The following is a 21,989-nucleotide window of genomic DNA, read 5'->3' as shown; positions in this document are numbered from 1 at the left end:
TACAATCTTTGCCGCACCACATTAATCACCTGATGAAACAATGGGTGCGAGATGGTAGATGCTGGCATCTTCGCGAAAGCACTGAGCCGGTGGGCCTCACGGAACCAGGTACGTATTGTCGGGGCCGGCTATTTGCTGAATTCCATTGCAATACGACGTAAGAGGCGATGCGCTGTACTTAGGGTCACGTATCGCCGCTTATGGGATGGAGACCTGCGATCCTCCGCGCAGGGTGTCAGGTGACGTTGCGATGCGACAGTTCGTTCGGCGACGCTCCTGGACAAATTCGAAGCACCGTGGGATGGCGGCGGCTCAGGCCGGCCGCGGGCTGGCTATCGAAACTCGGCCGGAGCCAACGACATTCGACTTGCTATCGATGCCCATCACCGCACCCGCGTCTATCGCCCCCCGTGGTTTCCTCCCCGGAAGAATGAAATCGTCCCCGATTACCTTTTACTCCTCGGTCGGCACAATTTCCGGAGTACTTCACTACTCGCAACGCCGGCGGCGTAGCCATCCGCTCCCACCGCCCAATCAGCCGAGCCGCAACACGAATCGGCAAAGCCGCTGTTCTGCCGTGGCGATTCCCCAGCAGGTGGTCTTCGGCGCATTTTCTGCGCTAAATCAGGTTGTTGAAAAAGCAGCAAATATTGTTGCGGCTCAGGCGCCGAATTGGGCTTCAGCAAACATCTCCGGAAGCCCGGTTGTCAGCCCCGGAAGCCGGGGCCGCGGCGCCGTAGGTAACGCTCGAACTCGGCGGCCAGCGCGTCGCCGTCGATCTTGCCCAGCGCCTCGTTCATGTCGACCTCGGCGTCGCCGCGCTCTTCGAGTGACTGTACGTATTCGGCGATCTCGTCGTCCTCGGCCGTCATCTCGCTGACCGCCTGCTCCCACTCCTCGGCCTGACTCGGCAGATCGGCGAGCGGCACCTCTATATCGAGCACATCCTCGACGCGTCGCAGCAGTGCCACCGTCGCCTTGGGATTCGGCGGCTGCGACACGTAGTGCGGAACCGCGGCCCAGAACGTCACGGCCGGAATGCCCGCCTGCACACACGCGTCCTGGAACACCCCGGCGATGCCGGTCGGGCCTTCGTAGCGGGTCTCCTCCAGGCCAAACGTCTTCGCCGAATCGGGGGAGTACGCCGCACCGGAGACCGGGACGGGCCGGGTGTGCGGCGTATCGGCCAGCAGCGCGCCCAGGATGACGACGGTCTGCACGTTCAACTTGTCGGCGATCGCCAGCAGTTCGGCGCAGAACGTCCGCCACCGCATGTTCGGCTCTACGCCGTGCATCAGCACGATGTCGCGATCGGACCCGGGTGGGCGGCAGTGTGAAATCCGCATCGAGGGCCACACCAGTTCTCGGGTGACGCCGTCGACCTGCCTGATGACCGGGCGGTTCACCTGGTAGTCGTAGTACGCCTCGTCGTCGATCTCGACGATCGGCTCGGCCTCCCAGATCGCGTCGAGGTGTTCCAACGCATCGCTGGCGGCGTCGCCGGCGTCGTTCCAGCCTTCGAAGGCGGCGACAATCACGGTGTCATTGAGTTTGGGCAGGCCCGGGCGGTTTTCGGATGAGCCGCTTGCGCGAAGACCATCCATAAAGCCGCTCGCATCCGACGGGGTCACAACGCCAGCGTAAGCCCTGCGCGGTGGGCGCGAGGGGCATAGCCACACGTGGCGAACCGCGAATCGGAGGGCGCGACGAAATACCTTCGGCTGCAATATCGTTAACCTGTTTAACTATAAGACGACGCGGCGGTGAGCTGGGCGTCCAGACGTCGGTCAGGTGACGACGTAGACTGTCTTGGCCGAGAGGCGTTGCAACGGGACCGGGTGGTAGTGCCGGTATCCGCCACGCTCGGCAGAGTCAAGGACGCCTTCCGCTTACGGAAGGAGTGCACGTGACCGTGTGGGAGCCGAACATCCGCCCCGACTGCACCGACGAACTGACGGCAGCATTGCGCCAGCGGATCGTCGTGATCGACGGCGCGATGGGCACGGCGATCCAGCGCGACCGGCCCGACGAGGCCGGCTACCGTGGCGAGCGGTTCGCGGAGTGGCCGACCGCCCTGCAGGGCAACAACGACCTGCTCACCCTGACGCAGCCGCACATCATCGAGGGCATCCATCGCGAGTATCTCGAGGCGGGCGCCGACATCGTGGAGACCAACACGTTCAACGCGAACGCTGTCTCGCTGTCCGACTACGGCATGGCCGAACTGGCCTACGAGCTGAACTACGCCGGCGCCGCCCTGGCCCGCGAGGCCGCCGACGACTTCAGCACCCCGGACAGGCCGCGCTACGTCGCCGGCGCCATCGGGCCCACGACGCGGACCGCGTCGATCTCGCCGGACGTCAACGACCCCGGGGCGCGCAACGTGTCCTACGACCAGTTGGCCGACGCATACCTCGACGCCGCCAGGGGCCTGGTCGACGGCGGAGCGGACCTGCTCATCGTCGAGACGATCTTCGACACGCTCAACGCCAAGGCCGCCATATTCGCCATCGAGACGCTGTTCGAGGAACGCGGCCGTCGCTGGCCGGTGATCATTTCGGGCACCATCACCGACGCCTCCGGGCGCACCTTGTCCGGTCAGGTCACCGAAGCGTTCTGGAACTCGATCCGGCACGCCAAGCCGCTCGCCGTCGGCCTCAACTGCGCGCTTGGCGCGCCGGAGATGCGGCCCTACATCGCCGAGATGTCGCGCATCGCCGACACTTTCGTGTCCTGCTATCCGAATGCCGGGCTGCCCAACGCTTTCGGCGAGTACGACGAGTCGCCGACGCGTCAGGCAGGCTACGTCGCCGAGTTCGCCGAGGCCGGTTTCGTCAACATGGTCGGTGGCTGCTGCGGGACGACGCCCGCGCACATCGCCGAGATCCCCAAGGTTGTCGAGGGCAAGCCGCCGCGTGAGGTACCGGAGATCCCGGTGGCGACGCGGCTTTCGGGCCTCGAGCCGCTCAACATCGACGACAACTCGCTGTTCGTGAACATCGGTGAGCGGACCAACATCACCGGCTCCGCCAGGTTCCGCAACTTGATCAAGGCCGAGGACTACGACACCGCGCTGTCGGTGGCACTGCAACAGGTCGAGGTCGGGGCACAGGTCATCGACATCAACATGGACGAGGGCATGATCGACGGCGTCGCCGCGATGGACCGGTTCACCAAGCTGATCGCGGCCGAACCCGACATCAGCCGGGTCCCGGTGATGATCGACTCCTCGAAGTGGGAGGTCATCGAGGCGGGGCTGAAGAACGTGCAGGGCAAGCCGATCGTCAACTCGATCTCCCTGAAAGAGGGCGAGGAGAAGTTCGTCCGCGAGGCCCGGCTGTGCCGCAAGTACGGCGCCGCCGTCGTCGTGATGGCCTTCGACGAGCAGGGCCAGGCCGACAACCTCGAGCGCCGCGAGCAGATCTGCGGGCGCGCCTACCGGATTCTCACCGAGGAGGTCGGCTTCCCGGCCGAGGACATCATCTTCGACCCGAACTGCTTCGCGCTGGCGACCGGTATCGAGGAGCACGCGACCTACGGCATCGACTTCATCGAGGCCTGCCGCTGGATCAAGGAGAACCTGCCGGGGGTGCACATCTCCGGCGGCATCTCCAACGTGTCGTTCTCGTTCCGCGGCAACAACCCCGTCCGCGAGGCCATCCACTCGGTGTTCCTGTTCCACGCCATCAAGGCGGGCCTGGACATGGGCATCGTCAACGCCGGCGCGCTGGTGCCCTACGACTCGATCGACCCCGAACTGCGGGACCGCATCGAGGACGTCGTGCTGAACCGCCGTGAGGACGCGGCCGAACGACTGCTGGAGATCGCCGAGCGGTTCAACAAGTCGGAGAAGACAGACGATGCCGCGGCGGCCGAGTGGCGCAGCCTGCCGGTCCGCGAGCGGATCACGCACGCATTGGTCAAGGGCATCGACGCCCACGTCGACGAGGACACCGAGGAACTGCGCGCCGAGATCGCCGCCGCGGGCGGGCGGCCCATCGAGGTGATCGAGGGTCCGCTGATGGACGGCATGAACGTCGTCGGCGACCTGTTCGGCTCGGGCAAGATGTTTCTGCCCCAGGTCGTGAAATCGGCGCGCGTGATGAAGAAGGCCGTGGCATACCTGCTGCCGTTCATCGAGGCCGAGAAAGAAGAGGCCGGGACATCCGGCTCGAAGGACACCAACGGCACCATCATCATGGCGACGGTCAAGGGCGACGTCCACGACATCGGCAAGAACATCGTCGGAGTCGTCCTGCAGTGCAACAACTTCGAGGTCATCGACCTCGGTGTGATGGTGCCCGCGGAGAAGATCCTGGCTGCGGCCAAGGAACACGACGCCGACATCATCGGGCTGTCCGGTCTGATCACCCCGTCGCTGGACGAGATGGTCAACTTCGCGGTCGAGATGGAACGCGAGGGGCTGGAGATCCCGCTGCTGATCGGCGGCGCGACCACTTCGCGTGCGCACACGGCGGTGAAGGTGGCGCCGCGCCGGTCCGGGCCGGTGGTCTGGGTCAAGGACGCATCGCGTTCGGTGCCGGTGGCCGCCGCGCTGCTCGACGACAAGCAGCGTCCGGCGCTGCTCGAGGCGACCGAGAAGGACTACGCCTCGTTGCGTGAACGGCACGCCCAGAAGAACGAGCGGCCGATGCTGACGCTCCAGATGGCCCGCGCCAATCGGACGCCCGTCGACTGGGACGGCTATACGCCACCGGCGCCGGCACAAGGTCTGGGTGTACGCGATTTCGGAGACTACGACCTCGCCGAGTTGCGCGAATTCATCGACTGGCAGCCGTTTTTCAACGCCTGGGAGATGAAGGGCCGGTTCCCCGACATCCTCAACAACCCGGCGTCGGGTGAAGCCGCGCGCAAGCTGTACGACGACGCGCAGGAGATGCTCGACACCCTGATCAAGGAGAAGTGGCTGACGGCCAACGGGGTGATCGGCTTCTTCCCTGCCAACGCCGTCGGTGACGACATCGAGGTGTACACCGACGACACCCGCACCGAGGTGCTGACCACGCTGCACAACCTGCGTCAGCAGGGGCAGCACCGCGACGGCATCCCGAACCGGTCGCTCGGCGACTTCATCGCACCAAAAGACACCGGTCTCGCCGACTACATCGGCGCGTTCGCTGTCACCGCGGGACTCGGCAGCAGTGCCAAGATCGCCGAGTTCAAGGCCGAGCACGACGACTACAGTGCGATCCTGCTGGAGTCGCTCGCCGACCGGTTGGCCGAGGCGTTCGCCGAACGGATGCACCAACGAGTGCGCACCGAGTTCTGGGGCTACCAGCCCGACGAGCACCTCGACAACGACGCGCTGATCGGCGAGAAATACGTGGGAATCCGGCCCGCGCCCGGTTATCCGGCGTGCCCGGAGCACACCGAGAAGGCCACGCTCTGGAAGCTGATGGACGTCCACGAACGGACCGGTATCGAGCTCACCGAGTCGATGGCGATGTGGCCAGGTGCCGCCGTCAGCGGCTGGTACTTCTCGCATCCGCAGTCGCAGTACTTCGTGGTCGGCCGGTTGGCCCAGGATCAGGTCGCCGACTACGCGAAGCGCAAGGGTTGGACGCTGAAGGAAGCCGAACGCTGGCTGGCGCCGAATCTCGGCTACAACCCCGAGGACTGAATCCGCGAAACTACAGGTGTCGCGAGGAAGTTCGAGTGAGCTACATAACAACTGCAGGCTCGCGATTTAGCCGCACCCCGACCGCCATGACAGAATTGGCCTCATGCAGGCGGTGCTGTTCGACATGGATGGCACGCTCGTCGACTCCGAAAAACTCTGGGACATCTCGCTGGCGGCGCTCTACGAACGCCTCGGTGGCAGGCTGACGCCCGAGGTGCGCGAATCGATGGTCGGCGGATCTGCCGAGGACACCATGCAGACCGTGTACGCCGATCTGGGTTTGCCTGTCGACCCCGCAGCGATGGCAGGCTCCATTCACTGGCTGCACGAGTACACCGCGGAGTTGTTCGACGCGGGATTGCCGTGGTGCGACGGCGCGCAGGAGTTGCTGGAAGCGCTTGCCGCCGAAGGCACTCCGATGGCGCTGGTCACCAACACCCAGCGGCAACTCACCGACAGGGCTTTGAACAGCATTGGGCGCGAATACTTCTCGACGACCGTGTGCGCCGACGAGGTGGCGCAGGGCAAACCGGCGCCCGACCTTTATCTGCGGGCGGCCGAACTGTTGGACGTCCCGCCGGATTTCTGTCTGGCCATTGAGGACTCGGTGACGGGCACCGCGGCGGCCGAGGGCGCGGGGTGCCCGGTGCTGGTGGTGCCCAACGACGTCGCGGTGCCCAAGGGACCCCGACGACGCCACGTGCGTTCGCTCGCCGGCATCGACGTCGCCGACCTGCGTCGCGTGCACGCGGAACTCACACAGTTCGGGGAACGCACCGCCTGACGTAGCCGTGAGTGGTTGAATGTGACCCACATCACGCAATGCTGCGGAGGGGTGTCACATGACTCACGGACCCGTTGGCGATTCCTCATCCGTAGTCGAGTACGAAGAAACCGAGCATGCCGGTCGCGTCGTCCGGATCGCGTCGGTAGCTGCCCTCGGCGGCCTGCTCTTCGGCTATGACAGCGCGGTGATCAATGGCGCAGTCTCGGCGATCGAGGGCCAATTCGGGGTCGGCGGGTTCAGGCTGGGGTTCGCCGTGGCCTCGGCGTTGCTCGGGGCCGCCCTTGGCGCGGTCACCGCCGGCAGGCTCGCCGATCGGATCGGCCGACTGGCGGTGATGAAGATCGCCGCGCTGCTGTTCCTGATCAGTGCAATCGGCGCCGGGCTGTCCTTCAACTTCCTCGGGACCAACGACGACCATTACCTCGGCCTGCCGAGCGGCGTCTGGATGCTGGTGGTCTTCCGGATCATCGGCGGCATCGGCGTGGGCGTGGCCTCCGTCATCGCGCCGATGTACATCGCAGAGACGTCGCCGCCGCGTATTCGCGGGCGACTCGGCTCGCTGCAACAGTTGGCGATCGTGACCGGCATCTTCCTGTCGCTGGCAATCGATTATCTGCTGGCCCATTTGGCCGGTGGTTCCGGTGAAGTCCTCTGGTTGGGCATGGAGGCCTGGCGCTGGATGTTCATCGCGATGGCGTTGCCGGCGGTCGTCTACGGTGTGCTGGCCTTCACCATTCCAGAATCGCCGCGATACCTCGTCGCGAAGTACCGCATCCCTGAGGCGCGTAGGGTCCTGTCGGTCCTTCTCGGCGAGAAGAGCCTCGAGCTGACGATCACCCGGATACAGGAATCGCTGAAAGCCGAAAAGCCGCCGTCCTGGAGCGATTTGAAGAAGCCGACCGGCGGCATCTACGGGATTGTCTGGGTGGGACTTGGGCTTTCGATTTTCCAGCAGTTCGTCGGCATCAACGTGATCTTTTACTACTCCAACATCCTCTGGGAGGCAGTGGGATTCGGCGAGAGTGCGGCGTTCCTCATCACGGTCATCACATCGGTGACCAACATCGCGACCACTTTGATCGCAATCGCGCTGGTGGACAAGGTCGGGCGTAAACCACTGCTGCTGGTCGGCTCGATCGGGATGGCGGTCACATTGGGCACGATGGCGGTCATCTTCGGCCTGGTGGCGGAGCTTGAACCCAACGCAGAAGGCGAGATGGTCCCGTCACTGCCCGGCGCGTCCGGGCCGATCGCCCTGATCGCCGCCAATCTGTTCGTGGTTGCGTTCGGCATGTCGTGGGGGCCGATGGTCTGGGTGTTGCTGGGTGAGATGTTCCCGAACCGCATCAGGGCGGCCGCCCTCGGCCTCGCCGCGGCAGGTCAATGGGTGGCCAACTGGTTGATCACCGTCAGCTTCCCCGGACTGCGTGACCACCTGGGCATGGCGTACGGCTTCTATGCGCTGTGCGCGCTCCTGTCGTTCGCGTTCGTGTGGCAGTGGGTGCAGGAAACCAAAGGCATGCATCTGGAGGACATGCACCGCGAGGCCTACCACCACGAGGCGCATCACCCGGCGCACTGACGTGTCGCTTTTTGTGGGAACGATGGCTCACCTGCTAGGGACAGCCTGACCTCCTTCGAGTACACACTTGCGGCAAGAGCCGACTTCCGGCCCGGCACAAGGAGACTCGACATGACCGAACCGACGACGAACGACGCAGGCATCCCGGTCGCCAGCGATGTGCACTCGCTGACGATCGGACCCGATGGCCCGATCGTGTTGCAGGACAGCTACCTGATCGAGCAGATGGCCAACTTCAACCGGGAGCGCATCCCGGAACGCCAACCGCACGCCAAGGGGTCCGGTGCCTTCGGGTACTTCGAGGTGACCAACGACGTCAGCGCTCACACCCGCGCCGCGGTGTTCCAACCGGGTGTGAAAACCGATACGCTGATTCGGTTTTCGACGGTGGCGGGGGAGCGTGGCAGCCCAGACACCTGGCGTGACCCGCGCGGTTTCGCGCTGCGGTTCTACACCGCCGAGGGCAACCTCGACATCGTTGGCAACAACACCCCGGTGTTCTTCATCCGGGATCCGTTGAAATTCCAGCATTTCATCCGCTCGCAGAAGCGACGCGCGGACAACAACCTGCGCGATCACGACATGCAATGGGATTTCTGGACCCTCACCCCGGAGTCGGCGCATCAGGTGGCGTGGTTGTTCGGCGACCGCGGCATCCCCAGCACCTGGCGGCACATGAACGGCTACGGCAGCCACACCTACAGCTGGCTGAACGCCGACGGGAAGATCGCGTGGATCAAATACCACTTCATCTCCGATCAGGGGGTGCAGAACCTGATGCAGGGCGATGCCGACCGGCTGGTCAGTGTCGACGGCGACTACCACGCGCGTGACCTGCATGAGGCGATCAAGCGCGGCGACTACCCGAGTTGGACGTTGAAGGTGCAGATCATGCAGTTCGACGACGCCAAGACGTACCGGATCAACCCGTTCGACCTGACCAAAGTGTGGCCGCACGCCGACTACCCGCTGATCGAGGTCGGCAGGTTGGTGTTGAACCGTAATTACACCGACCACCACACCGAGATCGAGCAGGCCGCCTTCTCGCCGAGCAACCAGGTGCCCGGCACCGGTTTGTCCCCGGACAAGATGCTGCTCGGCCGCACGTTCGCCTACAACGACGCGCACCGGGCCCGGCTGGGCGTCAACTACAAGCAGATCCCGGTCAACGCGCCCAAGGCACCGGTGCATTCGTACTCCAAGGACGGCGCCATGCGGATCCACAACGTCGCCGACCCGGTGTACGCGCCCAACTCCTACGGCGGTCCGCAGGCCGACCCGGCCAGGGCCGCGGAGGTGGTGTGGTCGGCCGACGGTGAGATGGTGCGCGCCGCCAACACGCCGCGGGCCGCCGACGACGACTGGCGGCAGGCGGGCGTGCTGGTCCGTGACGTGATGGACGATGCGGAACGCCGGCGGTTGGTGAACAATGTCGCCGGGCATCTGCGGAACGGGGTGTCCGAACAGGTGTTGCAGCGGGCCTTCGACTACTGGCGCAGCATCGACAAGAGCGTTGGCGACCAAATCGAGGAGGCGGTCCGAGGCAAACCCGCGTGACCGCGGCATCGCGGACGTGAAACAATCGCGTCCCGTGAAAACGTTCGATGCCCTGTTCGCCGAGTTGACGGAGCGCGCGCGCACCAGGCCGGCGGGCAGCGGCACCGTCGCCGCCCTCGACGGCGGGGTGCACGGGATCGGCAAGAAGATTCTCGAGGAAGCCGGCGAGGTGTGGCTGGCGGCCGAACACGAGAGCGACGACGCCCTGGCCGACGAGGTCAGCCAGCTGTTGTACTGGACGCAGGTGCTGATGATCTCGCGTGGACTCACGCTCGACGACGTGTACGCCAAGCTGTGATGTCTGCTCTTCGCCCAAGTGGTCCCCCAGCTGACGCGGGAGGTGCCCCCACATCGCCGAATGGCATGCTGCGCGTCGCCGTACCCAACAAGGGCACGCTGTCCGAACCGGCCGCCGAGATCCTGTCGGAGGCGGGTTACCGGCGCCGCACCGACGCCAAGGATCTGACCGTCATCGACCCGGTCAACAACGTCGAGTTCTTCTTTCTGCGACCCAAAGACATTGCGATCTATGTCGGATCAGGTCAGCTCGACCTGGGAATCACCGGTCGCGACCTCGCGCAGGAGTCCGACGCACCCATCACCGAACGGCTCGCGCTCGGCTTCGGCTCGTCGACGTTCCGCTACGCGGCGCCCGCGGGCAGGCAGTGGCGCGTCGAAGACCTCGCAGGCAAACGGATCGCCACCGCGTTTCCCAATCTGGTGCGAAAAGACCTGGCCCGCAGGGGGATTGAGGCCACCGTCATCCGGCTCGACGGTGCGGTAGAGATTTCGGTGCAACTCGGCGTCGCCGACGCCATCGCCGACGTGGTCGGTTCCGGCCGCACGCTGTCGCTGCATGACCTGGTCGCGTTCGGCGAAGCGCTGTGCGATTCCGAGGCGGTTCTCATCGAACGCGAGGACGCGGGCGAGCACAACGCCGCTGCCCGAGACCAACTCGCGGGCCGGGTGCAGGGTGTGGTGTTCGGTCAGCAGTATCTGATGCTCGATTACGACTGTCCGCGCAGCGTCCTCGACGACGCGACCGCCGTCACACCCGGTCTCGAATCCCCGACGATCGCCCCGCTCGCCGATCCGGCGTGGGTTGCGGTGCGGGCCTTGGTGCCTCGTCGTGACGTCAACGCGATCATGGACGAACTCGCCGCGATCGGCGCCAAGGCGATTCTGGCGTCTGACATCCGATTCTGCCGATTCTGATTGACAGGCTCCGTTGCGTTATGCGTGTTAGCGTCCGGTAGTCCGTTTCGCGGCTCCGGAGGTTGCCATGACGCAGGTGATCGTTCTCGTGCTCGCTGTGCTGATCGGTGTGATCGCGGGCCTGCGCGCGCTGACCGCACCGGCCGTGGTGGCATGGGGGGCGTTTTTGGGTTGGATCGACGTCGACGGCAAATGGTCGGAGTGGGTGGCGCATCCGATCACCGTCACCGTGCTGAGCATTTTCCTGCTCGTCGAATTGGTCACCGATCAGCTGCCCAAGACGCCCAGCCGCAAGACGCCGCCGCAGTTCATCACCCGGCTGGTCACCGGGGCGTTCGCGGGCGCGGTGATCGGCAGCGTGTCGCACCACACCTTCATCGGGATGGGCGCTGGCATCATCGGAGCGGTGCTCGGCACGCTGGGCGGCGCCGAAGCCCGCAGTCGGCTGGGCGCAGCCAACGGCGGTAAGGACCGACCGGTGGCCATCGGCGAAGACGTCGTGGCTGTCGGTGGCGGCTTCCTGATCGCGTTCCTCGTCAGCTTCGCGCCACTGGTGTAGTCGTCCATGGCAGAGAAATTCGACACGATCATCGTCGGCGCCGGTCAGGCCGGGCCGCCGCTGGCAGGCAGGCTGACCGAAGCCGGCGAGACCGTCGCCGTGATCGAACGCCACCTGGTCGGCGGCACCTGCGTAAACACCGGCTGTATCCCGACCAAGACGCTGGTGGCCAGCGCGCACGCCGCACATCTGGCCCGCCGCGGAGCCGAATTCGGTGTCGGCACAGGCGAAATCAGCGTGAACATGGCGAAGGTCAAGGCACGCAAGGACAAGATCATGCTCGACGACCGCAGCGGCGTCGAATCGTGGTTGGAGGGCATGGCGGGCTGCACGCTGATTCGTGGACACGCCCGCTTCGTAGGGCCGCACACCATCAGCGTCGACGGCAGGGACTTGGAAGCCGACAGGATCTTCCTCAACGTCGGCGGCCGTGCGGTGGCGCCCGACATGCCGGGTCTCGAAGGCATCGACTACATGACCAATGTCGGCATTCTCGAATTGGACACTGTCCCAGGGCATCTGGTGATCGTCGGCGGCAGCTACATCGCACTCGAGTTCGCCCAGATGTACCGCCGATTCGGCGCTCGGGTCACCGTTCTGCAGCGCGGGCCGCGGCTGACGTCACGGGAAGACGAGGACGTTTCGGCGACCATCAAGGAGATCCTCGAGGCCGAGGGCATCGACATCGTGCTCAACGCCAACGCGATGCGGTTCACCAGGCACGACAGTGGTTTCGCGGTGGTGCCGAGCGAGGGCGCCGAGCCGATCGCCGGCACGCATCTGCTGCTGGCCGTCGGGCGGCGCCCGAACACCGACGATCTCGGCTTGGAGAAGGCGGGCGTCGAGACCGACAGCCACGGTTACATCGTCGTCGACGACCAATTACGGACGAACGTCGAACACATCTGGGCGATGGGCGACTGCAACGGCCGGGGGGCCTTCACCCATACGTCCTACAACGACTACGAGATCGTGGCGGCCAACTTGCTCGACGACGACCCTCGGCGGGTGAGCGATCGCGTCACCACATACGCGCTCTACATCGATCCGCCACTGGGCCGCGCGGGCATGACGGTCGACGAGGTTCGCAAGTCGGGTCGAAAAGCGTTGGTGGGCAAGCGCGCAATGACACGCGTCGGGCGTGCAGTGGAGAAGGGCGAGACCCAGGGGTTCATGAAGGTGGTCGTCGACGCCGAGACCGAGCAGATCCTGGGCGCGGCCATCTTCGGTGTCGGGGGCGACGAGGTCATCCACTCGATCCTCGACATCATGACGGCGAAAAAACCCTACACCGCGATCTCCCGCACCATGCACATCCACCCGACGGTCAGCGAGTTGGTGCCGACGATGCTGCAGGAGTTGAAGCCGCTGCAGTGACCGACCGCCCGACGGTGAGTTGACGGGTCACCACCGCGACCCGCCAGCCGAGATGGCGGCAGGTCTGCACGTCCGACGAGTGCACCTGATCGAAGTCGGCGTCCACGTCGGTCTGCGCACCTGCGCCCAACCAGAAGCCGAGTCGGTTCAGGTCGTTCTCGCTGCCTGCGCTGCTGTTCCAGCCTGGCCCCAGACCCAAACTCACCCAATGCATGTGGTGTTGGGCCGCGAAGACGGCCAACGACATCAGGGTGTTCAGCTTGTCGCCGCTCTTGGCGCCGGAGTTCGTGAACCCGGCCGCGACCTTGTCGCGCCAGGTGCCATTGAGGCACCGCCGCCCGGTCTGCTCGCTGAACGTCTGGAAGCCGGCCGACACGTTGCCCATGTACGTGGCCGTGCCGAACACGATCCCGTCGGCGGCGTCCAGGATGTCCCACTGTTCGTCGGTGATCCTGTCGACCGCGATCACATGCACGTGTGCGCTCGCTTGTCTGGCACCGGCGGCGACGGCGTCGGCGAGCACCGCGGTGTGGCCGAAGCCGGAATGGTAGGCGATGGCCAGGGTTGGCGCGGTGATATCAGATCCGTTGTGCGACATGTCAGTTGGCTCCCAATTGTCGGTTTATTGCGAGGCGTCGGGTGGTCCAGTCAGGTAGTTCGTCACCGGAGAGATAGGCCTGCAGTCGGTCCAGGTAGGCCTGCGTGCCGCCGAAGAAGCCGGAGGCATTGCGGGGGCTGAGGCCGCGGTGCGTGAACCGCAGTAGCGTGCCGTCGCCGTCGGCGGTGAGTTCGTACCGCACCACACCGTCCTCGACGATGGGCTGCTTCCATTCGTGTTCAAGCACATGCGGCGGATCCCACACCAGGATGCGTCCGGTCATCCGCTTGCGTTCGGGCGGCAGCGGCGGTCCCGTCGCGACCATGTCGATGGTGCCGCCCTGTCGAGGCTCGATGGTGGTTTCGCCGAACCACTGCGCGCGTTCGTCGGGGTCGGTGATGGCCGACCACACCACCTCGACCGGAAAGGGAAGGCGGCGTTCGAAATTCAATACCGCTCGGTCACCGTCGACCGTCAGCCTGCCGTCGCGCTCGGTCATCGTGACTCCTTGTGTTTGCGTTCGAGGTGACGTTCGAGGGCGCCGAGGTGATCGGCCCAGAAGCGCCGGTATCGGTCGATCCAGTCGTCGATCGCGACGAGGCCGTCGGCGCGCAACGCATAAATCCGCCGCTGCGCGTCGGGGCGAACTTCGACCAATCCGACTTCGCGCAGCACCTTCAGGTGCCGTGAGACGGTCGGCTGCGTCAGTCCGGGCAGGGTCGCGACGAGTTCACCCGCGGTGCGTTCACCGTCGAGCAACGCGTCGAGCAGCGCGCGACGACTCGGTTCGGCGACCGCTTCGAAGACGTCCATGCCTCGAGTATTGCATCACGTCTATATAGATGCAAGTAAATATATAAGCCCGGCGAGGTCGAGATCGACGTAATGGTGCGGTTTACTCGCACTTCCCCGCCGAAACGGCCGTTTGGGCGACTGGGGGCGAGGCTAGGGTTGCCGTTGCACCAGCAGCGTCTGTGCGACGGTGCCGATAAAACCTTGCCTGTCAAAGAGATCCGCCGTCGTCACACCGATACCGTCGGGGCCGATCGAACCACGCGCCCGGAGCGCGAAATCGTTCCCTACGGGCAACCGGTGCAGATGCACCACGGTGTCGGTGTTCATGAACGCGAACTGCTCCGGGTCCAACGCCGCGCCAGCACCGTTGGCGGAGTCGACGACCATCGCGAGGCGCTGCAGGGCCGTCGTGGGTTCGGAATCCACCAGTGGCACAAGCGGACTGAGCCACACCACGTTGCCGGTTTCGCCGGTCTCGGGTTGCCGCCGCCAGGTCACCGTTTCGAGATACCCCTTCGCTCCCACCCAACTGTGCGGTACCGGAACCGCGTCGCCCTCGACCAGCGGGGGATAGCGGTCGGTGGTCACGTCGGAGGTGTCGCTGGTGGCCAGCAGCCAGGCACTGACCCGCGCGACCGCGCGATCCGTGCCGTCGGCCCGTGCCGCCGTCATCTCGGCCATCATCAGCGAGATCCGCTTACCCGGACGTTCCACCCACGTCCGCACCTTGACCGGCGCGACCGGAATGGCGCCGAGGATGTCGAGCGTCGCACGGCCGACACGCAGTCCCGAACCCGCAGCCATTTCTTCGATCAGCTTGGTCATCAGCGCCAGAGGTGGTGAGCCATGCTGGATCTGCAGGTCCCAGTTGCTTCGGGTGCCGTCGGTCGACTCGAATACCGACAACGCACCGTCGGCAGGCAGCCTGTGGTACAGACAGTCGATCACGCAGCAGGCTCCGAGGCACTCAGCACGGTGTCATCATCGCCTTCGCCGGGGGCCTCCGGCCAACCAGGGTAGGGCGGAGGAGTGCCACCGAACACCGGGCAATGCGCATGGTGGGCGCACCAGTCGCACAGCCGTGACGGCTGCGGTCGGAAATCGCCTGTGGCGCCTGCTGATTGGATGGCCCGCCAGATTGCCATCAACGTCTTCTCGAAGCGCAGCAACTCGTCGAGGTCGGGAGTGTAGTCGAGCACCTGGCTATCGGACAGATACAACAGTCGAAGCCGGGCGGGCAGCACACCGCGCGACCGCAGCAACGCGACGGCGTAGAACTTCATCTGGAACATCGCCTTGAACTCGGCCAGTGCCCGCGCCTCGGGCGGGGCCTTACCGGTCTTGTAGTCGACCACCCGCAGTTCGCCGGTGGGCGCCACGTCGATGCGGTCGACGAAGCCGCGCAGCAGCGTGCCGTCGGCCAACTCGACCTCGACGCGCTGTTCGCAGCTCTGCGGGTCGAACCGGGTGGGATCCTCCAGCCGGTAGTAGCCGGACAGCAGGGCGCGGGCCTCATCGAGCAGTTCCACCCGCAGCGCAGGCTCGAAGTCGGCCAGCTCCGGCTGCTCCGCCATCACCCGGTCCCAGGCGGGGCCGACGAGCGTCAGCGCGGTATCGCGGCCACGCTGCTGGGCCGGCAGCGCATACAGCTGCTCCAGCGCCGCATGCACGACCGAACCGCGGATCTGCGCCGTCGACGCGGGCTCCGGCAACCGGTCGATCGCGCGGAACCGGTACAGCAGCGGGCACTGCTTGAAGTCGCTGGCGCGCGACGGCGACAACGCAGGGCGACGCACCCCGCGGGCCTGCTCGTCACTCATGAAATCAGCGTATGGCGACCCCCCGACAATGTTGCGCAACCCCGGACACCCGGCCCGGCGCGTCAACTGGCAGGCTGATCAGCTGTGCGAAGGACCGGTCCGTTCGAAGTCGGCGATCGCGTCCAGCTGACCGACGCGAAGGGCAGGCACTACACGATGGTGCTGACTCCCGGCGGGGAGTTCCACACCCATCGCGGGATCATCGCGCTCGACACCGTCATCGGGTTGCCGGAGGGCAGCGTGGTGAAGTCGACGAGCGGCGACCAGTTCCTGGTGCTGAGGCCGCTACTCGTCGACTACGTGATGTCGATGCCGCGCGGTGCGCAGGTCGTCTACCCCAAGGACGCCGCCCAGATCGTGCACGAGGGGGACATCTTCCCCGCCGCGCGGGTGTTGGAGGCGGGCGCGGGTTCTGGGGCGCTGACGTGCTCGCTGCTGCGGGCGGTGGGCCCCGAGGGCCGGGTGACGTCCTACGAGGTACGCGAGGACCACGCCGAGCACGCAGTGCGCAACGTCGAGACGTTCTTCGGCGAGCGTCCCCCGAACTGGGAACTGGTCACCGCCGACCTCGCCGACTATGCGGGCCCGGAAGTGGATCGCGTCGTGCTCGACATGCTCGCGCCCTGGGAGGTGCTCGAGGCCGTCGCCAACGCACTCGTGGCGGGCGGCGTGCTGATGATCTACGTCGCCACCGTCACGCAGCTGTCGCGCACCGTGGAGGCACTGCGCGAGCAGCAGTGCTGGACCGAGCCGCGGGCCTGGGAGAGCATGCAGCGCGGGTGGCACGTGGTCGGGCTGGCGGTGCGTCCGCAACACACCATGCGGGGCCATACGGCGTTTCTGATCAACGTGCGCAAATTGGCGCCGGGCGCGGTGGCGCCGATGCCGTTGCGGCGCAAGCGTCAACTCGGCGGCAGCATTTAGTTCAGTCGTCGGTGCTGCGGCGCAGTCCGCGGCGAGCGGACAGCAGATCGAGTTCGGGGCGCGACGCCACCAGCCGCTCGGCGGCGTCGAGCACCTCGACGACATGCGCGCGGTCGGCCGACACCACCGCGATGCCGATGTTGGCTCGGCGGTGCAGATCCTGGTCGCCGGTCTCGGCCGCGGACACGGCGAATCTGCGCTGCAGTTCGGCGATGACGGGACGGATGACGGAACGCTTCTGCTTCAGCGAGTGCACGTCACCGAGCAGCAGGTCGAACTCCAGCCAGCCGATCCACACGCGCTCAGGGGGTCGGTGTCGGCGCAGGTGCCGACGGGGTGGGCTGTTGGCCCATCTGCAGCAGCAGGTCTGCGGTCTGGCGGGTCAGCTGCCAGGTGGTCTGCTGCGGGCTGAACTCCATCGGGAACTTCAGGTCCTTGCCGGCGGCCTGCGGCCCGCCCGGCTTCATAGTGATGTTGGCGATGACGTTGCCCGGCTGGTCCTGTGCCCAGGTCATGTCGGAGGCGTCGAACGTCAACGGCGCGTATCCGCTGTCGCGCAGCGCCTTGGCGAACCGGTCCAGCGCGGCCGCGTCGGCGGAGGTGCCGTACTGGATCAGACCGACCTTGTCCGCACCCGCCACGTTGGGATCGGCGATCTTGCCCATCACATCGGTCAGTGTGGCCGCGGGAGGCAGCGGCGCGCCGGTCTCGGTCGGCGGAGGCGGCACCGTCGGCGGCTTGCTCAACGGGAACGGCGTCGGACTGGGCGCCGAACTGCTTGTATCGGCGCTACACCCGCTAAGCCCGAGCGCCGCCACTATCGTGACGGCGCCCAGGATCGCGGCACAGGTGCGTTGCACTCGGGTCGACTAGCTCGCCGCCGAGAGCAGGTTGAGGGCGGACGACTTGGCGATCTGCCAGCCGGTCGGGCTGGGCCCGGCGACGAACTGGACGTTCTGGGTGGCGCTGGTGCCGAGCGCCGAGGTCGCGGTGACGTCAGCGTTGGCGACTGCGCCGTCCGAATCGATGTTGACGATGCTGAACGTCAACGGGAACTTCCCCTCGGCCGCGGCACGGTTGTACGCGCGGTCCGCGGCAATACCCTCGATCCGGCCGATGCCGCCCTGAATGTAGGACGCCTTGCCTGCGAACGAGCCGCCCGAAGCGAGCGCTTGCAGCGTCTGCAGCAGCGGAGCCTGCAAGTCCGGCGCCGGCGCTTGCGGCATCGGAATGTCCCACACGACCGGTTGCACGGCTGGCGCCGGCGACGCGACGGGAGATGCAATGGAAGTCACACCCGCTGCCACACCACCCACCAGAGCAGCCGCTGCTACGCCGGTAACGAGGGTTTTCAGGGTCACGATTGTCCTTTCGATCGGCCCAACTCACCAGAGAGGTTAACAAGTGTTGCTGGTGTGTCGAATTCCTACACCACACACAATGGCTGAATCGCCGGTAGCGTTGAAGTTGTTACTGCACCAACTTCCGGTGCGGGAAGGGGCGCAACATGAATGAGTCAGAGCGTTCTGAAGCCTACGGGGCATCCCGTGAGTCAGGGATGTCCAGCGATGACGCCGCCGAATTGGAAGAGCTGCGACGAGAAGCCGCGCTCTTGCGTGAGCAGCTGGAGAACGCGGTAGGGCCGCAAAGCGGACTCCGCAGCGCCCGCGATGTACACCAGCTCGAGGCGAGGATCGACTCGCTTGCAGCCCGCAACGCGAAACTAATGGAAACTCTTAAAGAGGCCCGCCAGCAGTTGCTGGCGCTGCGCGAGGAGGTCGACCGGCTCGGTCAGCCGCCGAGTGGTTATGGCGTGCTTCTGGGGGTCCAGGACGACGACACCGTCGACGTGTTCACCTCGGGCCGCAAGATGCGGCTGACGTGCTCGCCGAACATCGACACCAAGTCGCTCAAGCAGGGCCAGACCGTGCGTCTCAACGAGGCGCTGACCGTCGTCGAGGCCGGCAACTTCGAAGCGGTCGGTGAGATCAGCACGCTGCGCGAGATCCTGGCCGACGGTCATCGCGCGCTCGTGGTCGGCCACGCCGACGAGGAGCGCATCGTGTGGCTCGCGGAGCCGTTGGTGTCCGCCGAGTACCTGCCCGACGATTACGAGGACGAGGACGAAGACGACCTCCGGCCGCGCAAGCTGCGTCCCGGCGACTCGCTGCTGGTCGATACCAAAGCCGGGTATGCGTTCGAGCGCATCCCCAAGGCCGAGGTCGAGGATCTGGTGCTCGAAGAGGTGCCCGACGTCAGCTACAACGACATCGGCGGCCTCGGCAGGCAGATCGAGCAGATCCGCGACGCGGTCGAGCTGCCGTTCCTGCACAAGGAGCTCTACCGCGAGTACTCGCTGCGGCCCCCGAAGGGCGTGCTGCTCTACGGTCCGCCCGGCTGCGGTAAGACGCTGATCGCCAAGGCGGTGGCCAACTCGCTGGCCAAGAAGATGGCCGAGGTCCGTGGCGACGACGCCCGCGAGGCGAAGTCCTACTTCCTCAACATCAAGGGTCCGGAGCTGCTGAACAAGTTCGTCGGCGAGACCGAGCGCCACATCCGGTTGATTTTCCAGCGCGCCCGCGAGAAGGCATCCGAGGGCACGCCGGTGATCGTGTTCTTCGACGAGATGGACTCGATCTTCCGCACCCGCGGCACCGGCGTCAGCTCGGACGTGGAGACGACGGTCGTGCCCCAGCTGCTTTCGGAGATCGACGGCGTCGAGGGCCTGGAGAACGTGATCGTCATCGGCGCCTCCAACCGCGAGGACATGATCGACCCGGCGATCCTGCGGCCCGGCCGCCTGGACGTCAAGATCAAGATCGAGCGGCCGGATGCCGAAGCGGCACAGGACATCTTCAGCAAGTACCTGACCGAGGATCTGCCGGTGCACGCCGACGATCTCGCCGAGTTCGGTGGCGACCGAGCGGCCTGCCTGAAGGCGATGATCGAAAAGGTCGTCGACCGGATGTACGCCGAGATCGACGACAACCGGTTCCTGGAAGTCACGTACGCCAACGGTGACAAAGAAGTCATGTACTTCAAGGACTTCAACTCCGGCGCGATGATCCAGAACGTCGTCGACAGGGCGAAGAAGAACGCGATCAAGTCGGTGCTCGAGACAGGCCAGCCGGGTCTGCGCATCCAGCATCTGCTGGACTCGATCGTCGATGAGTTCGCCGAGAACGAGGATCTGCCCAACACCACCAATCCCGATGACTGGGCACGGATCTCGGGCAAGAAGGGCGAGCGGATCGTCTACATCCGCACGCTGGTCACCGGCAAGAGTTCGTCGGCCAGCCGCGCGATCGACACCGAGAGCAACCTGGGTCAGTACCTGTAGGCCGAGTAACTGTTGGCCAGGTCGTCCTGCGTGACGCAGGCGTCGGTGGTCGTCGTATCCACGCGCAGTGGAGTCGACGGCCTCCGCGCCTGGTAGCACCAGCCCGCCGGCAGCGCGAGTCGGCCGGCGAGCCCGGGCAGATCTGCCAGGCCCAGCCCCCGGTCGACCATCTGGCTGTAGGTCTGCATGACCCAGCGCCCGCCGTCGGGGTCGACGAGTTCGTAGATCTCCCGGCCCGCGTCGAAGACGAACACCGCTTTACGGTCGACCCGGTTGACATGGTAGGGCGCCGGATTCATCGACGCGAGCTTTACTGTCGCCTGGCGGATCATCTCCAGACCGCCGAAGCTCTTGTGCTCCTGGGTTTCTCGGCCCCGCTTGCCGATGCTGCTCATCAGCCAGTAGCGCGGGCCATTGAGCAACGCGGCGGCCGCGCCGTTTTCGGCCGCGATCGCCTGCGCGTCAAGCCTGTCCCACAAGTCGGCGGGGCAGTCGTTGAGCGGGAAGGTGTTGTAGACGGTTGCCTCAGGCCCGTCGTCGGTGGTGACGTGTACCAGAAGCACCTCGCCGTAACGCTTTCCGAATACCCCGTCGATCATTGTGACGTCGTCGGCCGTCATTTCTCCATCTCCAGATAGGCGTCGCGACCCGCCAGGCTCACGGCCACGTCGTCGATCAGCGGGTTGAAGAACCGCTCGCGGTACAGCGGGTCGACGCTGGTGCTCACCGTGAAGTACAACCCCCGACAGCACCGCGACGAACAGCGACACGTGGACGATGGTCTGGGGGACCGGCACGTGGACACCGAACCACGTTCCTGGACAAGGTGGTTCGCCGACCGGGCAGGCCTTTTCCGCGGACCACAGCACCGCGACATCGTCGGGCACCGCGACGATGCCGAGCGCCAGGAAGAACGCGAACAATCCTGTGGTGAACAGCACCACCTGAATCGCCTGCGACACCACCATCACCGCGACGACGTTGACCTGCTCGGCGCGCGACAGCGGGGTGCGCTCCGGATGACGGCCCGCCTCGGTCTGCAGGGGTGTGCCCGCGAGCAACTTGGCGGGATCGGTCTGCTCGGCGCGGTCGTCCCTCAGCGCACGCACCTCGTCCCTGATGGTGGCGACGACGAACAGGATCGCGACGAGAGAGAGGAATCCGATGGTCTGCCAAAGCCTCTCGCGCGACATCCTGGCCGCCAACTGCCACAGTTCGCCGGTAAAGAACACCACCACGGTCAGCATCATCAACGGCAGTGCACGGCTCATCAACGTGCCGAGCGCACCCACCTGTTGCAGCGCAAACCTGAACGCCCACAACAGAATCGAGCCGAAGCCGAGATACGTCAGCCAGATCGCCGCCAACGCCACGACCGCGAAACCGAACGCCTCTGCCGCGGCGATGCCAGAAAACCCGCTGTCTGCGAACGGAAGCCCGAATACGAACAGCGCCATCACCAACAGCGCCGCGGAGCGACGGCCCGCCTCGCCGAGCGTGGTGCCTGTCTGCCTCAGCAGGAACAACGCGAACGGCGCACCCAACAACAACAGCGCCAGCACACCCAACCGGGTCACATAGCCGAAATCGGGATCGCCATCGGTGAGTTCGGCCAGCAGCATGGTCACCGCGATCACCGCGCCGATCCCGCTGACCATCGGCGCCGAGCGCTCGATCAGGGCACGTGAGCGGACGCGGCGGGTCAGCACCAACGGCAGTCCGCGATGCAGGAACCACTGGTGTACCTGCCGCAGGTCGGCCACGAGCAACATTGTGCGCGATCGGAGCCGCTCC

The 21,989-nt window shown here is 65.7% G+C and carries 20 protein-coding genes and 1 pseudogene; 10 read left to right on the top strand and 11 right to left on the bottom strand.

What is annotated here, in order from left to right; all coding sequences use genetic code 11:
- Positions 1-707: 707 nt before the first annotated feature.
- Complete coding sequence (locus tag A5724_RS13050) at positions 708-1,604, bottom strand: PAC2 family protein (RefSeq protein ID WP_067801857.1); 897 nt, start codon at positions 1,602-1,604, stop codon at positions 708-710.
- 302 nt (positions 1,605-1,906) lie between these two features.
- Here A5724_RS13050 and metH point away from each other — a divergent pair, with 302 nt between their 5' ends.
- From metH to A5724_RS13010, 8 genes are all read left to right on the top strand, one after another.
- On the top strand, positions 1,907-5,641 hold the full coding sequence (gene metH / locus A5724_RS13045; protein ID WP_232004811.1) for a methionine synthase: 3,735 nt from the start codon (positions 1,907-1,909) through the stop codon (positions 5,639-5,641).
- 103 nt (positions 5,642-5,744) lie between these two features.
- Positions 5,745-6,425 carry an HAD family phosphatase gene (locus A5724_RS13040; protein WP_067801848.1) on the top strand — a complete coding sequence of 227 codons (681 nt, stop codon included), beginning with the start codon at positions 5,745-5,747 and terminating at the stop codon, positions 6,423-6,425.
- Positions 6,426-6,483: 58 nt separating this feature from the next.
- Positions 6,484-8,010 (top strand): sugar porter family MFS transporter, encoded by a 1,527-nt coding sequence (locus tag A5724_RS13035; protein WP_067801845.1) that lies wholly within the window; start codon positions 6,484-6,486, stop codon positions 8,008-8,010.
- A gap of 111 nt (positions 8,011-8,121) precedes the next feature.
- Entirely contained in the window at positions 8,122-9,567 is a 1,446-nt protein-coding gene (locus A5724_RS13030) for a catalase (RefSeq protein WP_067801842.1), read from the top strand.
- A gap of 16 nt (positions 9,568-9,583) precedes the next feature.
- The gene (locus A5724_RS13025; RefSeq protein WP_067801839.1) at positions 9,584-9,865 is read left to right on the top strand and encodes a phosphoribosyl-ATP diphosphatase; all 282 of its coding nucleotides are present in this window, start codon (positions 9,584-9,586) and stop codon (positions 9,863-9,865) included.
- A 65-nt stretch (positions 9,866-9,930) separates the two neighbouring features.
- Positions 9,931-10,782: an ATP phosphoribosyltransferase gene (gene hisG, locus A5724_RS13020; RefSeq protein WP_067801836.1), complete on the top strand. Its 852-nt coding sequence runs from the start codon at positions 9,931-9,933 to the stop codon at positions 10,780-10,782.
- 67 nt (positions 10,783-10,849) lie between these two features.
- The gene (locus A5724_RS13015; RefSeq protein ID WP_067801833.1) at positions 10,850-11,341 is read left to right on the top strand and encodes a DUF4126 family protein; all 492 of its coding nucleotides are present in this window, start codon (positions 10,850-10,852) and stop codon (positions 11,339-11,341) included.
- 6 nt (positions 11,342-11,347) lie between these two features.
- Positions 11,348-12,718 (top strand): FAD-containing oxidoreductase, encoded by a 1,371-nt coding sequence (locus tag A5724_RS13010; protein ID WP_067801830.1) that lies wholly within the window; start codon positions 11,348-11,350, stop codon positions 12,716-12,718.
- Here A5724_RS13010 and A5724_RS13005 read toward each other — a convergent pair.
- The 5 genes from A5724_RS13005 to A5724_RS12985 all read right to left on the bottom strand — a co-directional run bounded on the left by A5724_RS13005 (position 12,669) and on the right by A5724_RS12985 (position 15,931).
- Positions 12,669-13,316: a flavodoxin family protein gene (locus A5724_RS13005; RefSeq protein ID WP_082964996.1), complete on the bottom strand. Its 648-nt coding sequence runs from the start codon at positions 13,314-13,316 to the stop codon at positions 12,669-12,671. The two genes, A5724_RS13010 and A5724_RS13005, sit on opposite strands and share 50 nt — an antisense overlap.
- A 1-nt stretch (position 13,317) precedes the next feature.
- A complete protein-coding gene (locus A5724_RS13000) occupies positions 13,318-13,815 on the bottom strand; it encodes an SRPBCC family protein (protein WP_067801826.1) in 498 nt (165 codons plus the stop codon).
- Positions 13,812-14,129 (bottom strand): helix-turn-helix transcriptional regulator, encoded by a 318-nt coding sequence (locus A5724_RS12995; RefSeq protein WP_067801823.1) that lies wholly within the window; start codon positions 14,127-14,129, stop codon positions 13,812-13,814. Before A5724_RS12995 ends, A5724_RS13000 begins: the two co-directional genes overlap by 4 nt.
- 132 nt (positions 14,130-14,261) lie before the next feature.
- Positions 14,262-15,059 carry a thioesterase family protein gene (locus tag A5724_RS12990; protein ID WP_067801821.1) on the bottom strand — a complete coding sequence of 266 codons (798 nt, stop codon included), beginning with the start codon at positions 15,057-15,059 and terminating at the stop codon, positions 14,262-14,264.
- Positions 15,056-15,931 (bottom strand): RecB family exonuclease, encoded by an 876-nt coding sequence (locus A5724_RS12985; protein ID WP_067801819.1) that lies wholly within the window; start codon positions 15,929-15,931, stop codon positions 15,056-15,058. Before A5724_RS12985 ends, A5724_RS12990 begins: the two co-directional genes overlap by 4 nt.
- Before the next feature lie 84 nt (positions 15,932-16,015).
- Here A5724_RS12985 and A5724_RS12980 point away from each other — a divergent pair, with 84 nt between their 5' ends.
- On the top strand, positions 16,016-16,855 hold the full coding sequence (locus A5724_RS12980) for a tRNA (adenine-N1)-methyltransferase (RefSeq protein WP_067801817.1): 840 nt from the start codon (positions 16,016-16,018) through the stop codon (positions 16,853-16,855).
- 1 nt (position 16,856) lies between these two features.
- On the opposite strand, the gene A5724_RS12975 is transcribed toward A5724_RS12980, so the two are convergent.
- The 3 genes from A5724_RS12975 to A5724_RS12965 all read right to left on the bottom strand — a co-directional run bounded on the left by A5724_RS12975 (position 16,857) and on the right by A5724_RS12965 (position 18,216).
- Positions 16,857-17,153 carry a DUF503 domain-containing protein gene (locus A5724_RS12975; RefSeq protein WP_067801814.1) on the bottom strand — a complete coding sequence of 99 codons (297 nt, stop codon included), beginning with the start codon at positions 17,151-17,153 and terminating at the stop codon, positions 16,857-16,859.
- Between the two features lie 4 nt (positions 17,154-17,157).
- Positions 17,158-17,601 carry a hypothetical protein gene (locus tag A5724_RS12970; RefSeq protein ID WP_232004810.1) on the bottom strand — a complete coding sequence of 148 codons (444 nt, stop codon included), beginning with the start codon at positions 17,599-17,601 and terminating at the stop codon, positions 17,158-17,160.
- Between the two features lie 123 nt (positions 17,602-17,724).
- Positions 17,725-18,216: a hypothetical protein gene (locus A5724_RS12965; RefSeq protein WP_067801807.1), complete on the bottom strand. Its 492-nt coding sequence runs from the start codon at positions 18,214-18,216 to the stop codon at positions 17,725-17,727.
- Between the two features lie 146 nt (positions 18,217-18,362).
- Between A5724_RS12965 and arc the strand changes: the two genes are divergently transcribed.
- The gene (gene arc, locus A5724_RS12960; RefSeq protein WP_067801804.1) at positions 18,363-20,195 is read left to right on the top strand and encodes a proteasome ATPase; all 1,833 of its coding nucleotides are present in this window, start codon (positions 18,363-18,365) and stop codon (positions 20,193-20,195) included.
- Here arc and A5724_RS12955 read toward each other — a convergent pair.
- Both A5724_RS12955 and A5724_RS12950 read right to left on the bottom strand, forming a co-directional pair.
- On the bottom strand, positions 20,183-20,815 hold the full coding sequence (locus A5724_RS12955) for a hypothetical protein (RefSeq protein ID WP_067801802.1): 633 nt from the start codon (positions 20,813-20,815) through the stop codon (positions 20,183-20,185). The two genes, arc and A5724_RS12955, sit on opposite strands and share 13 nt — an antisense overlap.
- Positions 20,812-21,967 (bottom strand): annotated as a pseudogene (locus tag A5724_RS12950) (hypothetical protein). Before A5724_RS12950 ends, A5724_RS12955 begins: the two are co-directional and overlap by 4 nt.
- Positions 21,968-21,989: the final 22 nt, after the last annotated feature.

The sequence above is a fragment of the Mycobacterium sp. ACS1612 genome (genome assembly GCF_001667505.1).
Classification (GTDB): Bacteria; Actinomycetota; Actinomycetes; order Mycobacteriales; family Mycobacteriaceae; genus Mycobacterium.
The sequence above is the reverse complement of the archived record's forward strand: the minus strand, read 5'-3'. Positions and strand labels throughout refer to the sequence as shown.